Origin of the sequence: Aestuariivirga sp., from assembly GCF_965227715.1 — a bacterium.
Classification (GTDB): domain Bacteria; phylum Pseudomonadota; class Alphaproteobacteria; order Rhizobiales; family Aestuariivirgaceae; genus Aestuariivirga.
In genome coordinates this window covers 570,307-585,420 of sequence record NZ_OZ245771.1, presented here as the reverse complement: position 1 = coordinate 585,420, position 15,114 = coordinate 570,307, and the positions used below count along the sequence as shown (strand labels likewise).

Below are 15,114 nucleotides of genomic sequence, written 5' to 3'. Positions count from 1 at the left end.
GAAGGCGGGGATCCCGCTGTCTATCAGCATGCACGGTGAAAAGCGGGATTCCGGCCTTCGCCGGAATGACGCTAAAAAAATTGTGCGTCTCCTACCGGTCAGAACTCAATCCCCGCCTGCGCCTTCACGCCGGAGCGGAAGGGGTGTTTGACCTGTTCCATTTCGGTCACGAGATCGGCGATCTCTATCAGCTCGTCCTTGGCGTTGCGGCCGGTGACGATGACGTGCTTGTCCACGGGCTTGTTGCGGAGCACTTCGAGGACTTCGTCCAAAGGCAGGTAGTCATAGCGCAGCACGATGTTGAGCTCGTCCAGCAGGACCATCTTGTAGTCGGGGTCCGCGATCATCTTCTTGGCTTCTTCCCAGGCTGCGCGGGAATGCGCGATGTCGCGCTCGCGGTCCTGGGTTTCCCAGGTGAAGCCTTCGCCCATGGCCTTGATGGTAACGAGGTCGGGGAACTTCTCCAGCACGGTCCGCTCGCCCGTGCCCCAGGCGCCCTTCACGAACTGGATGACACCGGACTTCATGCCGTGGCCCACGCAGCGGAACACCATGCCGAAGGCCGCTGTGGACTTGCCCTTGCCCTTGCCGGTGTGGACGATGAGCAGGCCCTTCTCGATGGTCTTGCCCGCCATGATCTTGTCACGCGCGGCTTTCTTCTTGGCCATCTTTTCATGGTGGCGGGTGTTGTCGTGGTCAGGCGTTTCATCGGTCATCGGGTAAGCTCCTCGAGCAGATCATGGGCGGAGTTGAGGCGCGGCGTCCAGAGGGCGCGGGTTGCAGCCTCGTGGAAGCGCTCGGCGATTTCCTTCAGCGCGGCGGGGTTGTTGGTTTTTATAAACTCACGCGTGGCGTCATCGGCGATGAAGGCATCGAAGGCCAGGTCGAAGTGGTGGGAGCGGACCGCACCCGTGGTGGCGGCGAAGGCGAACATATAATCGACCGTCGCAGCGATTTCGAACGCACCCTTGTAGCCGTGGCGCTTCACGCCATCGATCCATTTCGGGTTGACCACGCGCGAGCGCATGACGCGGCCCACTTCCTCTTCCAGCGTGCGGATCACCGGCCGCTCGGGGCGGGAATGATCATTGTGGTAGACGCGCGGACGTGCGCCGGAGGCCTGTTCAACCGCCGCCGTCATGCCGCCTTCGAACTGGTAATAATCATCCGAGTCCAGAAGATCATGCTCCCGGTTGTCCTGGTTGTGAACCACGGCCTCGATGCGCCGGAGGCGCTCCGTGAAAGACTTCTCGTCATTAAGGCCATGCGCCTTGGCACCATAGGCATAGGCACCCCAGGTGACGTAAGCTGCGGCCAAGTCTGCGCGGCCGGTCCAGATCTTCTCGTCAATCAGGGCCTGTAGGCCTGCACCATAGGCGCCGGGTTTGGAGCCGAAAATGCGGTGGCCCGCCATATGCCGCGCGTCCTGCTCCCCGATGCCGGACGATATAAGGGTGGCTGCCTCACTGCGCATGCGGGCGGCGAGCGGGTTGTCCTCCGCATCCTCATCGAGCGCGCCCACGGCGCGGAAGGCCTTGTCCAGAAGCTCGATCTGCGCGGGGAAGGCGTCGCGGAAGAAACCGGAGATGCGGAGCGTGACGTCCACCCGGGGGCGTCCCAGCTTTGCGAGCGGGATAATTTCATACCCCGTAACGCGCCAGCTCGAAGGTTCCCACACGGGCTTGGCACCAATGAGGGCGAGTGCCTGGGCAATGTCGTCTCCGCCCGTTCGCATGTTGGAGGTTCCCCATGCGGAAAGACCCAGTGCCGCCGGATAGCGGCCGAAATCCTGGAAGTGGCGCAGCAGCAGGTCTTCCGCGGATTTCTGGCCGAGCGTCCACGCGGTGGGCGTGGGTACGGTGCGGTTATCGAGGGAATAGAAGTTCCGGCCTGTGGGCAGCACATCGAGCCGCCCACGCGTGGGGGCTCCTGATGAGCCTGGCGCCACGAAGCGGCCTTCAAGGCCCTTGAGGAGTGAGGCGATTTCATTGGGGCCGCACTGGCGGAGCGTGGGGCGGATGTGGCTGCCGATGTTTGCGAGAACGGCGCGAGTGGCGGTAAAACCATCCGGACACGGCGTATCTTCAAGAAGCGCCGCCGCGAAGGCCTCAAGTCGTTCGACTGTATCGCCATTGGTGCGCCATGGATCGGTGGAGGTAAGCGCCTCTGGCCTGGGGCCTGCCCATGGCGCGGCCATCTCACAAATCAAGGGATCGAAGCCTCCGAAGCCGAAGTCATCTGCAAGGGCGCGGATGAGCGACTGGTCCCCGCCTTCGCCCAAGCCCCGCTGCACGCGGGTGAGCGCCACCAGCAGATCGGTTTCGAGGCGGCCTTCGGGGGAGCTGCCCAGAATATGAAGGCCATCCCGGATCTGCGCTTCTTTCAAGTCGCAGAGATAGGCGTCGAGACGCTGCAGGTCCTGGTCATCGTCGCCCGAGAAGCCCGCATCGATATCGAGCCTGGTGGAGCGGGTGAGGTCCAGAATGTCCTTGCGCAACGAATCCCTGCGGCGGCGGTCGAGGCCGGAAGCCAGGTAATATTCATCGACGAGGGCTTCGAGATCCTTCAGCGGCCCGTAAGTTTCAGCGCGGGTGAGTGGAGGCGTGAGATGATCGATGATGACAGCGCCCGTGCGGCGCTTGGCCTGGGTTCCTTCGCCGGGGTCGTTGACGATGAAGGGGTAGAGCTGCGGCAGAGGGCCCAAGGCCACTTCGGGCAGGCATTCGGCCGTGAGCGCATTGGCTTTGCCAGGTAGCCATTCGAGATTGCCGTGCTTGCCGTTGTGAATGACGGCATGTGCCCCAAACTGGTGGCGGAGCCAGAAATAGAAGGCGAGATAGCCGTGCGGCGGCAGGAGCGCCGGGTCATGATAAGTTGATTTCGGATCGATGTTGTAACCACGCGCCGGCTGGATAGCGGCGGCGGCATTGCCATAGAGACGCACTGGCAAATGGAACGCAACACCCGAAAAGAAGGGATCGGAGGAGGGCGTACCCCAGCGTGCAATGATCTGTGCACGGAGGGAATCCGGCAATAGGTTGAAGTGATGCATATAGTCAGCAAGGGAAAAGGATGCCCGGGACAGGCCCGGGCGTGACGGGGAGGGAAGGCGTGCATTCGTCACGCCGCGCTGCAAATCCTCGATGATGCCGTTGCCGCTTGCCGGAAAGTCTTCAACCGCATAACCGGCTTCCTGCATCGCCTGCAGGATCGCCACTGTGCTTGCAGGCGTGTCATAGCCCACGCCATTGGCGATGCGGCCGTCCTTGTTTGGGTAATTGGCGAGCACGATTGCGATCTTGCGTTCAGCCGCCGGCGTGCGGCGCAGCGCCGCCCAGCGGGCTGCGAGTTCGGCGACGAACTCCACGCGGTCCAAGACCGGGCGATAGGTGACGATGCGGCAATGTGTGCCCGCGTGCCACTGGCTGTCCGCCTTAAAGGAAATGGCGCGGGACATGATGCGGCCATCCTGCTCCGGCAGCACGACATTCATCGCCAGGTCACGTGCGTTGAGGCCCTGCGTGCTATCACGCCAACTCTCTTCTGATGCGCCGGACAGGACCACTTGCAGCACCGGGCAATCATGACGGGCGAGCGGGTCTTCGCTTCCGCCCGAGGCGACGGCGAAGCTCGTTGCGTTGAGGATGACGTCCGGCCCGCTGATCCCGTCCCGCAGCACTTCGACTGACGCGCGGTCCTTGAGGCTCGCCACGTAGAAGGCCCGCGTGCCGAGCCCGCGCTGCTTCAGGGCGTCGACGAGGGCATCGATCGGCGCCGTCTGGGCGCCTTCAAGAACAGAACGGTAGAAGACGAGGGCGGCCTGGGGCTGACCCGCCTCGCAGGTGTCACGATAGAGCCCGGCTGGGCTGAGTGCCCTCGCCGGAGCGGGAGCTGGCGTGCCGTCAAGGAGATGGCGGCAATAGGCCAGAAAGCCTGCCGCATTTTCCGCGCCACCGGTGATGAGATATTGCCGGAGGCGCTCACAGTGCTGGGCTCCGAGCGTGGAGCGGCGGGTAAGCTCCGGGTCCGGCTGTGCGTCCCCCGGCAAGACGCAGAGAAGGATGCGCTGGCGGTGGGCCAAATCCTCAATCTGGTCCAGCCCATAGGTCCAGTAGGATGCGCCGCCGAGGATGCGGAGCACGATGAGGCGCGCATGAGAGAGCGTCTTCTCGAGATAGAGATCAACCGAAAGCGGATGCTGAAGCTGCAGGAGATTGGCGAGGCGCAGCGGCAGAGGTGCCTGATCATGCGCACGTGCAAGCGCGGCCAATTCGCTGTCAGCCGCGGAGAGGACCGCGATATCGGCGGGAGGCTGGGCGAGATCGATGGCCTCTGCGCCGCCGTCGATCACGCCCGATGTCGTGGCGAGGAGGTGCATCAGCCTCGCAGAAGGCCGGTGATGGCCTCGCGGTCCATGTCCTTGGCGCCGATCACAACAAGTTCGGTGCCGCGCCTGTCTTCCGGCTTCCAGGGCCTGTCGAAATAGCTGTTGAGGCGCGGGCCCACGGCCTGGACCAGGAGGCGGGCGGAAGAGCCCGCGACATCGGCAAAACCCTTGAGGCGAAGGATGTCATGCGTGGCGATGGCCTTCTCGATGCGCTGCAGCAGGGAGGCCTTGTCCGGCACGCCGCCAAGGGAGACGATGAAGGTGACGAAATCATCATGGTCATGCTGCTCCTCGCCCTCCATTTCATGGTGCGAGAGGCGATTGTGCAGGTCGTCCTCGGCAGAGGCACCCAAACCCAGCAGGGCTGCGACATCGATCTGGCCGTGGCGCGTGGCAACGAGGCGGGTGCCGGCGCGCACTTTCTGCTTCAGCTCCGCTGTGACGGCAGCGTGTTCGGTGGCATCCAGCAGGTCCGTCTTGTTGACGATCACCATGTCCGCGCAGTTGAGCTGATCCTCGAAGAGTTCCTCGATCGGGTTTTCATGATCGAGGTTCGGGTCCGCCGCGCGCTGGGCGGCAACGGCCTCCTCGTCATCGGCGAAGCGGCCTTCCGACAGGGCCTTGGCATCGACCACGGTGATGACGCCATCAACCGTGACCCGGGACTTGATCTCGGGCCATTTGAAGGCGCGCACCAGCGGTTGGGGCAGGGCGAGGCCTGAGGTTTCAATCACGATGTGATGCGGCGGATCCTCGCGGTTCAGCAGCTTGTTCATGGTGGGCACGAAATCATCGGCCACGGTGCAGCAGATGCAGCCATTGGCGAGCTCGATCACGTCCTCCTCCCGGCAGGCATCGACCCCGCAGCCCTTCAGGATCTCGCCATCAACACCCACATCGCCGAACTCGTTGATGATGAGGGCGATGCGGCGGCCGTCAGCATTCTCCAGCATGTTCCGGATGAGCGTGGTTTTCCCCGCGCCGAGAAAGCCGGTGATGACAGTCGCCGGTATTTTGGTGGTGCTCATGTGGCGTAGAGGTCCTTTGCGGTGCGGTCCAGAACGATCCCCAGAAACAGGCCGATCACGCACCAGAAAACGGCGTTGGCGGCAATGGAGTTGGCGACGAAACGGGCCACGAGTTCAGGCGGAACGAGACTTTCGGCATGTGGTGCCACCGGAGCGCCGATCACATGCGGTGCCAGGATAATGACCGCCGCCGCGACGATGGCCCAGAGCCTCGTCTGGGTGGCGAGCAGATAAATCCCCGCCGCCGTGGCGGCAATGGTCCCCACCCACCACACCTGGCGGGAGAGGAGATCGGCCGCCGCCATGCCGGGAAGTTCAGGTGCAAGCCCCGCAGCAGGTGCGAGTGTTGCGGCCAGAAACCCGCAGAGACCCCAGACAAGCCCGGTGCGGCGGCTGATGGTCAGGCCGGTGAGAAGTGAGACCGCTGCCAGTATGGCGGCAAAGCCCGCACCCGCCATGGCGGATGCAGTCGTGGTGGCAAGCGTACGCTGCCAGCCATTTTCCGGCGTCCAGCCTTCATCACCATGGTCATGATCATGGCCTGCTTCAGGCGCGGTGGTTGCGGCCCCGGCCGCAGGCGCAGCCTGGTCATGGCTGTGGACATCGGAGGCCCGTTCGAAGGACTCCGCCTCGAGAATCAGGGGGGTCAGCCGCACATGCTGGATGACGCCCATGACGAAGCCGGCCGCGATCCCTGCCAGGAGCACGGCGAGCACGACTCGCCCGATCATATGTGTGATCGACTGATTAGTGGCAGGGGAAGCCGATGGCGTGGCGCGTGTCATGCGCTGCATTATGCGCCAGCGCCATGTGGGAAAGGCCCACGGCGAAGGTCAGCGTGCAGCCGACGAACAGCAGCGCGAGGCCTGCGGCAATGCGCTTCGAAACCGACACTGAAGACGTGGAAGAAACAGAAGTACGAGCGGTCATGAACACCCTCCGTGGTGACCCGAGTTAACGTTCCGGTGTGTGGCAGGTCTCCTGACTTGCGGGTCTCCAGGTTGCGGCGGCCTTCCCGGTTGCCCAGTGGCCATGATTGCCGAAACCCTCTCCGCTCACAGTTGCGGGGGCAGCCACGGATTCGGCCCCGATTGGGTCATCCTCACCGTGTTCCCTGTTAGGCCCGAAGTCCGTCTGGCTTTCGGGCACCACACGAAAACCTTTGTGCCAGCATGCCGGTGCTTCGTCAACTCGGCTGAACCGGGTTGGAGTCCAAAAACGACACAAGGTTCTGGGGGCCGTTTACCAGATGTAAATCTCACCGGGGCTTTGCGGAAAGACGTTCTTAACCCTGTCCGCCCGATAGTAAGGACATGACCCTCCGTACCCTGTTCCTTGCGTCTGTTTGTTCCGTGGTTCTTGCTGCAAGTGCGGCGCAGTCCGGAGCGGCCGGCGCCACGCCCGAAACCAAGCTCGCGGCCGAAGCCTACAAGGCGCTCCAGGCTGGAGACGCCGAGACGGCCATAACGGATTACACAAGGGCAATCGAATCCCGGGCGCTGCCGCCGGAGGTTCTGGCCAATGCGCTGCTGAACCGGGGGCTCGCCTATCAGAGGCTGAACCAGCAGGCCTTCGCCATCGACGATTACAGCGCGGCCCTCAGGATTGACGCGCTCTCGGGCAAGGTGCGGGCCCTGGCGCTCTATAACCGTGGCCTTTCCTATCAGCGGCTCGATCAGAATGCGCAGGCGATGGAGGACTTCACCTCCGCACTGTTCCTCGACGGGCAGTTTAGCCACGCCTATTACAGCCGCGGCACCTTGCTGCGCGACAGTGGGCAGTATCTCTTTGCGCTCGCCGATTTCGACAAGGCGCTGCGTTACGATTATCCCGATCCGGCGCGGGTTTATGTGGCGCAGGCCATGGCCTTCGAGAAGCTGCAGCGCAGCTCCGAGGCGCGTGACGCGCTGACCAAGGCGCTGGCTGCCAAGCCCGGCTACGAGCCGGCCGTCAAGCGGCTTGCAGCCCTCGACGGCGCGCCTGCAGCCACGCCCGCAGCTGCAGCGGATGAAATTCACACAGCCGACGTCAGCCCGGCCAGCGATGAGCTGCCCGTGGCCAAGGCGCCCTCGGCTGCTCTGGCGGAGGACATGACCGTCGCTTCGCAGACGAGCACCGTTCCGGCCAAGCTCTTTACTGACCGCGTTCCGCAGGAACAGCCGAAGCGCATCATCCCCACCTCAGCCGCACCCGAGCCCGAAGCAGCGGCCGCGGAGGAGAAGGTGCTGGCCGTCGAAGACGTTCCTGCAGACGATGCGCCGGAGGTTCAAACCGCGTCCCTCAGCCAGCCCGCCGCAACGGCTGATGCGGCAGAGCCCTCTGAAGCGCCCGCGCCTTCCAAGATCACGGGCTGGTCGGTTCAGCTTGCCTCTGCCACGACCGAAGATGCCGCCTGGTCCACCTGGAAGAAGATGAAGGCGCGCAACAAGGCGCTTGCATCGCAGGACCCGGTGGTGGTTCGCGCTGATCTTGGCGCGAAGGGTGTGTTCTACCGCGTTCGTCTCGTGGGCTTCGACAGCCAAACCGATGCGAACAGCGTCTGCGCCAAGCTGAAGAGCAAGGGCGTCAAGTGTTTCATCAGCAAAGCAGCTTCCTGATCCGTTTGCAGGGGCAGGGGATGGGACCCGGAGCCGTGGCATATTTCGCCGCAGCTCCGGATTACCTAGCGTAATGGTCCCTTAAGGTTTAAAACTTACCCTTAGGGTATGTTCGTCCTCGGTGATTTTCAAAGACTGATGCATCCCTCCACTGATGAGGCGGGGTTCGTGGCCAATGAGGCCTCGGGTCTTGCCGGGGGTATTTCACAAGATGGATGCACGGCGTTGTCGGCGCTGGTGAAAGCGTCTGATGTGATTCTTGTGCGGGAGTTGATCGCCCGCATCCACGCACAGCCGCCTGATTTCTTCGAACGGCTTGTGATCGATGTGATCCTCGCCATGGGTTATGGCAGCAACCGCGCGGAAATGGCGCGCTGCCTGGGCCGCTCGCATGACGGCGGGATCGATGGAATCATCAGGCTGGACGAGCTGGGCTTCGATTCGATCTTCATTCAGGCGAAGCGGCTGAAGCCCGGCGTGGCGGTTCCGATTTCGGACGTTCGGGATTTTGCGGGAAGCCTGGAGGCGCGGCGGGCCACGAAGGGCGTGCTCGTCACCACCACGCATTTTTCGGCAGGTGCTGCGGATTTCTGTGCGCAGCTCTCGCGCAAGGTGGTGCTGATTGACGGCCAGCGGCTGGCGGAGCTGATGCTGCGCTTCGGGATCGGCGTCAAAGTGCAGCACGTCTTTGAAATCAAGGCGCTGGACCGGGCTTATTTCTCGGCACCCACCTTCGGGACCCGCAGAACCGGCTGAGGCTGGGGACAAGCGCCACGCGAGAGTTCACTCCGCGGGGCAGGCAGCGTATGGTCTGGCCATGCCGCTCAATCTCCTGAAGCTCTGCGTTGGTGTGACCGAAATCGAGGAACTCGAATCCTGGGTGAAGGACGCCAAGGCGGGCCGCGACACGCTTGACCACGTGACCCGCATGTTCCCGCGCCGGAAAGATGAAATCCTGCCCAGTGGCTCGCTCTATTGGGTGATCCGCGGCATGGTCCTTTGCCGCCAGCCGATCGCTTCACTCGAACCAGTAACGGGCGCTGACGGGATTGAGCGTTGCCGCATCATGTTCAAGCCCCAAATCATCGCCGTGCGGCCCGTTCCGAAACGCGCCTTCCAGGGCTGGCGATACCTCGAAGATGCCGATGCACCGCCCGACCTGCCGAAATCTGGCAAGGCCGAAGGCATGCCCGAAAAGCTGCGGCGCGAGCTGGCGGAGCTGGGTCTGCTGTAACCAACAGATCGAGAGATACCCTAGACCGGAATATTGTCGATGAGCCTTGTCTTGCCCAGCCACGCGGCAGCGATGAGGCGGAGGGGTTCGTCGCGATGCTGGGGGATTGCCAGGGTATCAGCGTTGCGGACGGTGACGTAGTCGACCTTGAAGCCCAGCGCCATCAGCGTGCGTGTGGCAGCGCGGATTGCGGACTGAAGATTCTGGCCGGCGCGGATGTGCTCGGCCGCATGGGTGAGGGTTGAGTAGATCGCGAGCGCATGCTGGCGCTCCGGCTTCGAGAGATAGACATTGCGCGAGGATTTGGCGAGGCCATCGGGATCCCTGACGGTCGGAACGCCGATCACCTCAATGGGAATGTCGAGGTCCTTCGCCATGCGGGTGACGACCTTGAGCTGCTGATAGTCCTTCTCGCCAAACATTGCATAGTCTGCACCCGTCTGGATGAAGAGCTTGGCAACGACGGTCGCAACGCCATCGAAAAATTGCGGGCGGAACTTGTCTTCGAGGCCGGCCTTCGCGGGCCCGCCGAGCGTGACGGTGGTGGTGAAGCCCGGCGCATACATGTCTCCGGGCGAAGGCAGGAAGATCAGATGCGTTCCGGCGGCGCCGAGCTTGCGCACGTCACCTTCTTCATCGCGGGGATATTTGTCGAGGTCTTCATTCGCCGCAAACTGCTTGGGATTGACGAAGATGGTGGCAATCACACGGTCTGCCCGCTTCAGCCCCTTGCTCACCAGATGCGTGTGGCCTTCATGAATGGCGCCCATTGTGGGCACCACGGCATAGCGCAGGCCTTGCTTCCGCCAGCTGGCGGTTTCGCGGCGGAGCGCTGCGACGGTGCGGACGAGTTTCGGTTTCATGGGGCAGAATGTGACCTTGAGGAAGGAACCCAGCTTTACAACGCTGGCACGGGCCCCGCTAGTCTTCGCTGCCGAAGCTTATGCCACGCCCAACAGCGCCCCGGCCGAACTTGTCCCTGATCTTGTCAACGGCAAGTTCCGCCTTGGCGCGGGCGGCCGTCGTCATGTCGAGTGTTTCGGTTTCCTGCTCGGGGCGGGCCTCGACTAGCCCTGAGATACCGATGCCGATCAGCCGGAAGGCCGCACCAGTCGCTTCACGCTGGAGAAGCGGAATACCGGCATCATATATGCGCGAGGCGAGGAGCGTCGGGTCCGCGAGCGAGACGTTTCGGGTGCGCGTCTTGAAATCAGCGGTCTTCAGTTTCAGCACCACGGTATGGCCCGCAACGCCTTCCGCCTTGGCGCGGCGCGAGACCTTTTCGGCGAGCGGCCACAGGATGCGCTCCAGCTCCGCGCAATCGCGGATATCGGTGTTGAAGGTGGTTTCGGCGCTGATCGATTTGGCATGATCATCCGTCGAGACGATGCGCTGATCCTCGCCGCGGGACAGGTGGTAGAGCCTGGCACCCATGCTGCCGAAGCGGCGCATAAGGTCATTCTTCTCCATCTGCTGCAATTGGCCGATCATGGTAATGCCGCCCTTGGCAAGCTCATCCTGCATGGCTTTGCCCACGCCCCAGATGAAGCCCACGGGCTTCGCTGCGAGAAAGCTTAGCGTCTCCGCCCTTCCCAGCACCGAGAAGCCGCGCGGCTTCTCAAGGTCAGAGGCGAGCTTCGCCAGGAACTTGTTGTGCGAGAGACCAACAGAGGCGGTGATGCCGACTTTCTTCCAGATGCGGTCGATCAGATGGGCCAGCGTGAGGGCAGGGCTCATGCCATGGAGGCGGGCAGTGCCGGTCAGATCGAGGAAGGCTTCATCGATCGACAAGGGCTCCACCAGTGGCGTCACCTCCAGCATCAGCTCGCGCACCTGGCGTCCGGCCACGGCATATTTCGCCATGTCCGGCCGGATGACCACGGCCTCGGGGCAAAGCTTCAGGGCCTTGAACATGGGCATGGCCGATTTCACGCCCTGGATGCGGGCGATGTAGCAGGCGGTCGAGACCACGCCACGTGTGCCGCCGCCGATGATGACCGGCTTGTCCGCCAGTTCTGGCCGGTCGCGCTTTTCGACGGCGGCGTAGAAGGCGTCGCAGTCGATGTGGGCGATGGAGAGTTGATGCAATTCCATGTGGCGCAGAAGCCGCGGGCCGCCACAGTTGCGGCAGCGCCGCTCCTCACCCGCAATGGGTGAAAAGCAATCGCGGCAGAACCCCGCCGTCGCAGCTTCGTTGTGCATGCTGGCCACACTAGCGCGAAGGCGCGAATTGGGGAACACTGCCAACGGGGCAGTTTGCGAGCGGGAGAACGACATGTACAAGCTTTACAATGTGAAGTGCTGGGGATCGCTGGCGATTCACTGCCTTTTGGAAGAGATGGAGGTGCCCTACACCAACATCTGGATGACGCCGGAACAGGTGCGCGAGAGCAGCTTCCGCGCCATTAGCCCGCTTGGCGAGATTCCAGCCCTGGGCCTGCCTGATGGAAGAACGCTGTTCGAATCAGGCGCCATCGTCTCCTTCCTGATTGCCGCCCACCCGGAAAAGCACCTTTCTCCGCCGCTGGGGAGTGAAGACTACGGCGAGTTCATGAGCCTCCTCTACTTTATGAGCCTTGAGATCTATGGCTATGGAAACGTTGCCTATTCCGCCGGCGCGCTGACGCAGGACGAGGTGGCGCGTGACTATCTGCAGGCAAGGGTTCGCGAGAAAGTCGAGAGCTATTGGCAGTTCATGGAGAAGCGCCTGGTGTCTGCCGGCCCCTGGCTGATGGGCCGGGACTTCTCCGCCATCGACATCTACTGCTTCATGCTGACGCTCTGGGCTTCTCCCAGCGAGGAGGCGCTGCATGGAAAGTTCCCCGCTCTCGCCAAGCTGACCACTGCGGTGCGGGCGCGCCCCAAGCTCAAGGCCGTGCTGGAGTCACACGGCGTTCTGACGGTGGGCGGATACGGCGGGTAAGCCGCTCAGCTTCCGCCAATCAGCCCCAGAATATGCGGCTTTGCCTCGTCCCAGCGGGCGGTGCGCAGCGAGACATAGTCGAGTGGCGCGATGTGCCGCGAGAAGCGGTCATCATGGAGGAAATGAATGAGATGCACCTCGGGCGCATACTCATGGGCGGATGCGAGATAGGCCGGGCTGTCGTCGATGAAGACGGCGGTTCCGAGCCTGGCGCGCTGCAGAAGGCTGCGAATCGCCGGGCCCTTGGGACCTGAATTGGTGACCACTGGGAAGGGCAGGCCATGTCCTGCCAGATTCTGCCGGCGGTGATCGCCCGATGTGTGGGGCAGGTTGGTGAGCAGCACCACATCCGCCGTGGCGCCGATGTGGTTGAGTGCATCAACCGCGCCGTCGATCGTTTCCATGTGCCGGGTGCGGTCCTCGAAGAAGCTGCCGATCAGCTCCGCGACCTGGCTCTCAGCTGCGGGCACATTGGTCTCGCGGGTCTTGATGTTGCCGTTGAGGGCGAAGCTCGAGGTGTCCAACCAAAGGCCGTGGGTGCCGATATAGTCCTCGAAATCGCGGGTGAAATGGACGATCACCTCGTCCACGTCGCAGATCACCAGCGGGCGGCCGGTGAAGCTCAGGGTTTCGAGCTGGCTCAGGGTAATCTCAGAAATCAAGTGCGGCTCCCGGCAGTTTGCGCCTTAGGCTGGCGATGCGATCCGGCCTCATCTGCTGTTCTTCGGCGAAGATCAAGAGCAGGCTCTCATCGGCCAGCAGATGGTCGATGACGGCGCCCAGGAAGGCGGGCTCCGCGGCGGAGGCGCGAATCGCCTGGATGTCCAGCCCGGCGAGGTCCATGAAACGCTGCAGGCGGTCAGGTTCCGCGGCGAGGAAACCCAGTGCGTTGAGGGCCAGAACTTCGGCCTCTTCAGGGTTTGAGGTGGTTTTCGGGCGCATTGTCATGGTCTCAATTAACCACCCTTGAACCGCGTTGAACAGCCGCACGGTTTGGTTAAGCTGTTGGTTACCGGCGCGGGACCAAAACGGTAGCATCCGAATGGGATCGCGCGGCGGGACGGCAAATCTCCCGCGCCAACAGTGACCGAGCCAGATGGGTGCGAATGTGTCAGTATCGGCGGGACAGATGAGAACGCCAGACATGGTACCGGCCATGCCGAAGAAAGTTTTGGTCGTCGAGGACAATGAGTTGAACATGAAACTGTTCAACGACCTCCTTGAAGCCAATGGCTACCAGGTGATCCAGACGCGGGACGGGCTTTCCGCGCTCGATCTTGCACGCCGGCACCGGCCCGACCTGATCCTCATGGATATTCAGCTGCCCGAAGTCTCCGGCATCGAGGTGACGAAATGGCTGAAGGAGGATGACGAGCTTCGCCAGATTCCGGTGATTGCCGTGACCGCCTTCGCCATGAAGGGCGATGAGCAGAAGATCCGCGAGGGTGGCTGCGAGGCCTATATCTCGAAGCCCATCTCGGTTTTGAGCTTCCTGCAGACGATCGACAGCTATCTGAAGAAATCCGCATGACGGCGCGCGTTCTCGTCGTTGACGACATTCTGGCGAATGTCCGCCTGCTCGAGGCCAAGCTGGCGGCCGAATACTTCGACGTGGTGACGGCCATGAACGGCGCGGACGCGCTGGAAGCCGTGCAGCGCACCAAGCCAGATATCGTGCTGCTTGACGTGATGATGCCGGGGATTGACGGCATCGAAGTCTGCCGCCGCATCAAGTCAAACCCTGCCACGCAGCATATTCCCGTCATCATGGTGACTGCCCTCGACCAGCCGGAAGACCGGGTGCGGGGGCTCGAAGCGGGTGCTGACGACTTTCTGACCAAGCCCGTGAATGATGTGGCGCTGTTCTGCCGGGTCAAGGGTCTCGTCCGGCTCAAAATGCTGACGGACGAATTGCGCAACCGTCTGGCGGCCGATCCCATGGGACTGCCATCCCCCGATCTCTCTGGCGTGGCCGCGGCGGGCGGGCGCATCCTGCTGCTGGACAATAACTCAGCCATTGCCGAACGCATCCGCACGTCGCTTTCAAAACAGCATGAAGTGACGCTGGTCGACGACCCGCAAAAGGCCGTTGAGGCCTTCGGCGCGGCGCAGGGCGGCTTCGACATCATCATCGTGAACCTCGATATCGAAGGTGCTGACGGGCTGCGCATTTGCTCTCAGCTGAAATCGGTCGAGACCACGCGCCAGACCCCGATCCTGATCATCGTCGACCCGGAAGATCACCAGCGGCTGCTGCGGGCCCTCGACATGGGCGTCAACGACTATCTGATCCGGCCCGTCGACAAGCAGGAACTGGCTGCCCGTGTGGCAACCCAGATCCGCCGCCACCGCTATACAGAGCAGCTGCGCCTGACCGTGCGCGCCTCGATGGAGATGGCGGTGACCGATGCCCTGACCGGCCTCTACAACCGCCGCTATCTCGAAACCCAGCTGACGCAATTGATCGAGCAATCCGCCAACCGCGGAAAGCTCCTGTCGCTGCTGACGCTGGATGTCGATTTCTTCAAGTCGGTGAACGACACCTATGGCCATGACGCGGGCGACCGGGTGCTACAGGAAGTGGCCGGCCGGATTCGCGGCTCGGTTCGCGGCCAGGACCTTGCGTGCCGCACCGGCGGCGAGGAGTTCGTGGTGGTGCTGCCGGGGGCGGACCTCTCCACCGCGGAGCGGGTGGGCGAGCGCATCCGCAAGACGATTGCCGCCAAACCCTTCCTGCTGGGGCCGGGCTCGCACCTGACCATCACCGCCTCGATCGGCGTCGCCAGCCTTGCTTCCCCCCAGGACACGGTTGAAGACCTTCTGAAGCGGTCTGACCAGGCGCTCTACCGGGCCAAGCGCGAGGGCCGGAACCGGGTTGTTCCTGCCGCTGCGTGAGTGATCCCCTGGGTCACGATTTGGTCTTTTAAACGGCCATATCGCAACCT

At 62.9% G+C, this 15,114-nt stretch carries 15 protein-coding genes and 1 riboswitch; of the genes, 6 read left to right on the top strand and 9 right to left on the bottom strand.

Features of this window, described 5'->3' with window-relative positions:
* Positions 1–98 precede the first annotated feature (98 nt).
* Genes cobO through ACO06F_RS02850 form a run of 5 tightly spaced genes read right to left on the bottom strand, consistent with a single transcriptional unit; the run spans position 99 to position 6,345 of the window.
* Positions 99–716, bottom strand: coding sequence for a cob(I)yrinic acid a,c-diamide adenosyltransferase (gene cobO, locus ACO06F_RS02870; RefSeq protein ID WP_421695194.1), 618 nt, complete (start codon positions 714–716; stop codon positions 99–101).
* The gene (cobN, locus tag ACO06F_RS02865) at positions 713–4,378 is read right to left on the bottom strand and encodes a cobaltochelatase subunit CobN (protein ID WP_421695193.1); all 3,666 of its coding nucleotides are present in this window, start codon (positions 4,376–4,378) and stop codon (positions 713–715) included. The genes cobO and cobN overlap by 4 nt, the downstream gene beginning before the upstream one ends.
* Entirely contained in the window at positions 4,378–5,415 is a 1,038-nt protein-coding gene (cobW, locus tag ACO06F_RS02860; protein WP_421695192.1) for a cobalamin biosynthesis protein CobW, read from the bottom strand. The genes cobN and cobW overlap by 1 nt, the downstream gene beginning before the upstream one ends.
* A complete protein-coding gene (locus ACO06F_RS02855) occupies positions 5,412–6,146 on the bottom strand; it encodes a CbtA family protein (RefSeq protein WP_421695191.1) in 735 nt (244 codons plus the stop codon). The genes cobW and ACO06F_RS02855 overlap by 4 nt, the downstream gene beginning before the upstream one ends.
* Before the next feature lie 16 nt (positions 6,147–6,162).
* Positions 6,163–6,345: a CbtB domain-containing protein gene (locus ACO06F_RS02850; protein ID WP_421695190.1), complete on the bottom strand. Its 183-nt coding sequence runs from the start codon at positions 6,343–6,345 to the stop codon at positions 6,163–6,165.
* Between the two features lie 24 nt (positions 6,346–6,369).
* Positions 6,370–6,583, bottom strand: a riboswitch (cobalamin riboswitch).
* A gap of 145 nt (positions 6,584–6,728) precedes the next feature.
* Here ACO06F_RS02850 and ACO06F_RS02845 point away from each other — a divergent pair.
* The 3 genes from ACO06F_RS02845 to ACO06F_RS02835 all read left to right on the top strand — a co-directional run bounded on the left by ACO06F_RS02845 (position 6,729) and on the right by ACO06F_RS02835 (position 9,246).
* Positions 6,729–8,012: an SPOR domain-containing protein gene (locus tag ACO06F_RS02845; RefSeq protein ID WP_421695189.1), complete on the top strand. Its 1,284-nt coding sequence runs from the start codon at positions 6,729–6,731 to the stop codon at positions 8,010–8,012.
* A gap of 138 nt (positions 8,013–8,150) precedes the next feature.
* On the top strand, positions 8,151–8,768 hold the full coding sequence (locus ACO06F_RS02840) for a restriction endonuclease (RefSeq protein WP_421695188.1): 618 nt from the start codon (positions 8,151–8,153) through the stop codon (positions 8,766–8,768).
* A gap of 61 nt (positions 8,769–8,829) precedes the next feature.
* Positions 8,830–9,246: a DUF1489 family protein gene (locus ACO06F_RS02835; protein WP_421695187.1), complete on the top strand. Its 417-nt coding sequence runs from the start codon at positions 8,830–8,832 to the stop codon at positions 9,244–9,246.
* A 20-nt stretch (positions 9,247–9,266) separates the two neighbouring features.
* Here ACO06F_RS02835 and panC read toward each other — a convergent pair whose 3' ends face one another.
* Entirely contained in the window at positions 9,267–10,109 is an 843-nt protein-coding gene (gene panC / locus ACO06F_RS02830) for a pantoate--beta-alanine ligase (protein WP_421695186.1), read from the bottom strand.
* Positions 10,110–10,167: 58 nt separating this feature from the next.
* On the bottom strand, positions 10,168–11,448 hold the full coding sequence (locus ACO06F_RS02825; RefSeq protein ID WP_421695185.1) for a DNA polymerase IV: 1,281 nt from the start codon (positions 11,446–11,448) through the stop codon (positions 10,168–10,170).
* A 73-nt stretch (positions 11,449–11,521) separates the two neighbouring features.
* Between ACO06F_RS02825 and ACO06F_RS02820 the strand changes: the two genes are divergently transcribed.
* Entirely contained in the window at positions 11,522–12,169 is a 648-nt protein-coding gene (locus ACO06F_RS02820) for a glutathione S-transferase family protein (protein ID WP_421695184.1), read from the top strand.
* 5 nt (positions 12,170–12,174) lie between these two features.
* Here the strand turns inward: ACO06F_RS02820 and ACO06F_RS02815 are convergent, their stop codons facing one another.
* Both ACO06F_RS02815 and ACO06F_RS02810 read right to left on the bottom strand, forming a co-directional pair.
* Positions 12,175–12,831 carry a hypothetical protein gene (locus ACO06F_RS02815; protein ID WP_421695183.1) on the bottom strand — a complete coding sequence of 219 codons (657 nt, stop codon included), beginning with the start codon at positions 12,829–12,831 and terminating at the stop codon, positions 12,175–12,177.
* A complete protein-coding gene (locus ACO06F_RS02810; protein WP_421695182.1) occupies positions 12,821–13,111 on the bottom strand; it encodes a DUF3572 domain-containing protein in 291 nt (96 codons plus the stop codon). Before ACO06F_RS02810 ends, ACO06F_RS02815 begins: the two co-directional genes overlap by 11 nt.
* Before the next feature lie 214 nt (positions 13,112–13,325).
* Between ACO06F_RS02810 and ACO06F_RS02805 the strand changes: the two genes are divergently transcribed.
* Both ACO06F_RS02805 and ACO06F_RS02800 read left to right on the top strand, forming a co-directional pair.
* Positions 13,326–13,700, top strand: a complete 375-nt coding sequence (locus tag ACO06F_RS02805) for a response regulator (RefSeq protein ID WP_421695181.1) — start codon at positions 13,326–13,328, stop codon at positions 13,698–13,700.
* Positions 13,697–15,064 (top strand): PleD family two-component system response regulator, encoded by a 1,368-nt coding sequence (locus ACO06F_RS02800; protein WP_421695180.1) that lies wholly within the window; start codon positions 13,697–13,699, stop codon positions 15,062–15,064. The genes ACO06F_RS02805 and ACO06F_RS02800 overlap by 4 nt, the downstream gene beginning before the upstream one ends.
* Positions 15,065–15,114 lie beyond the last annotated feature (50 nt).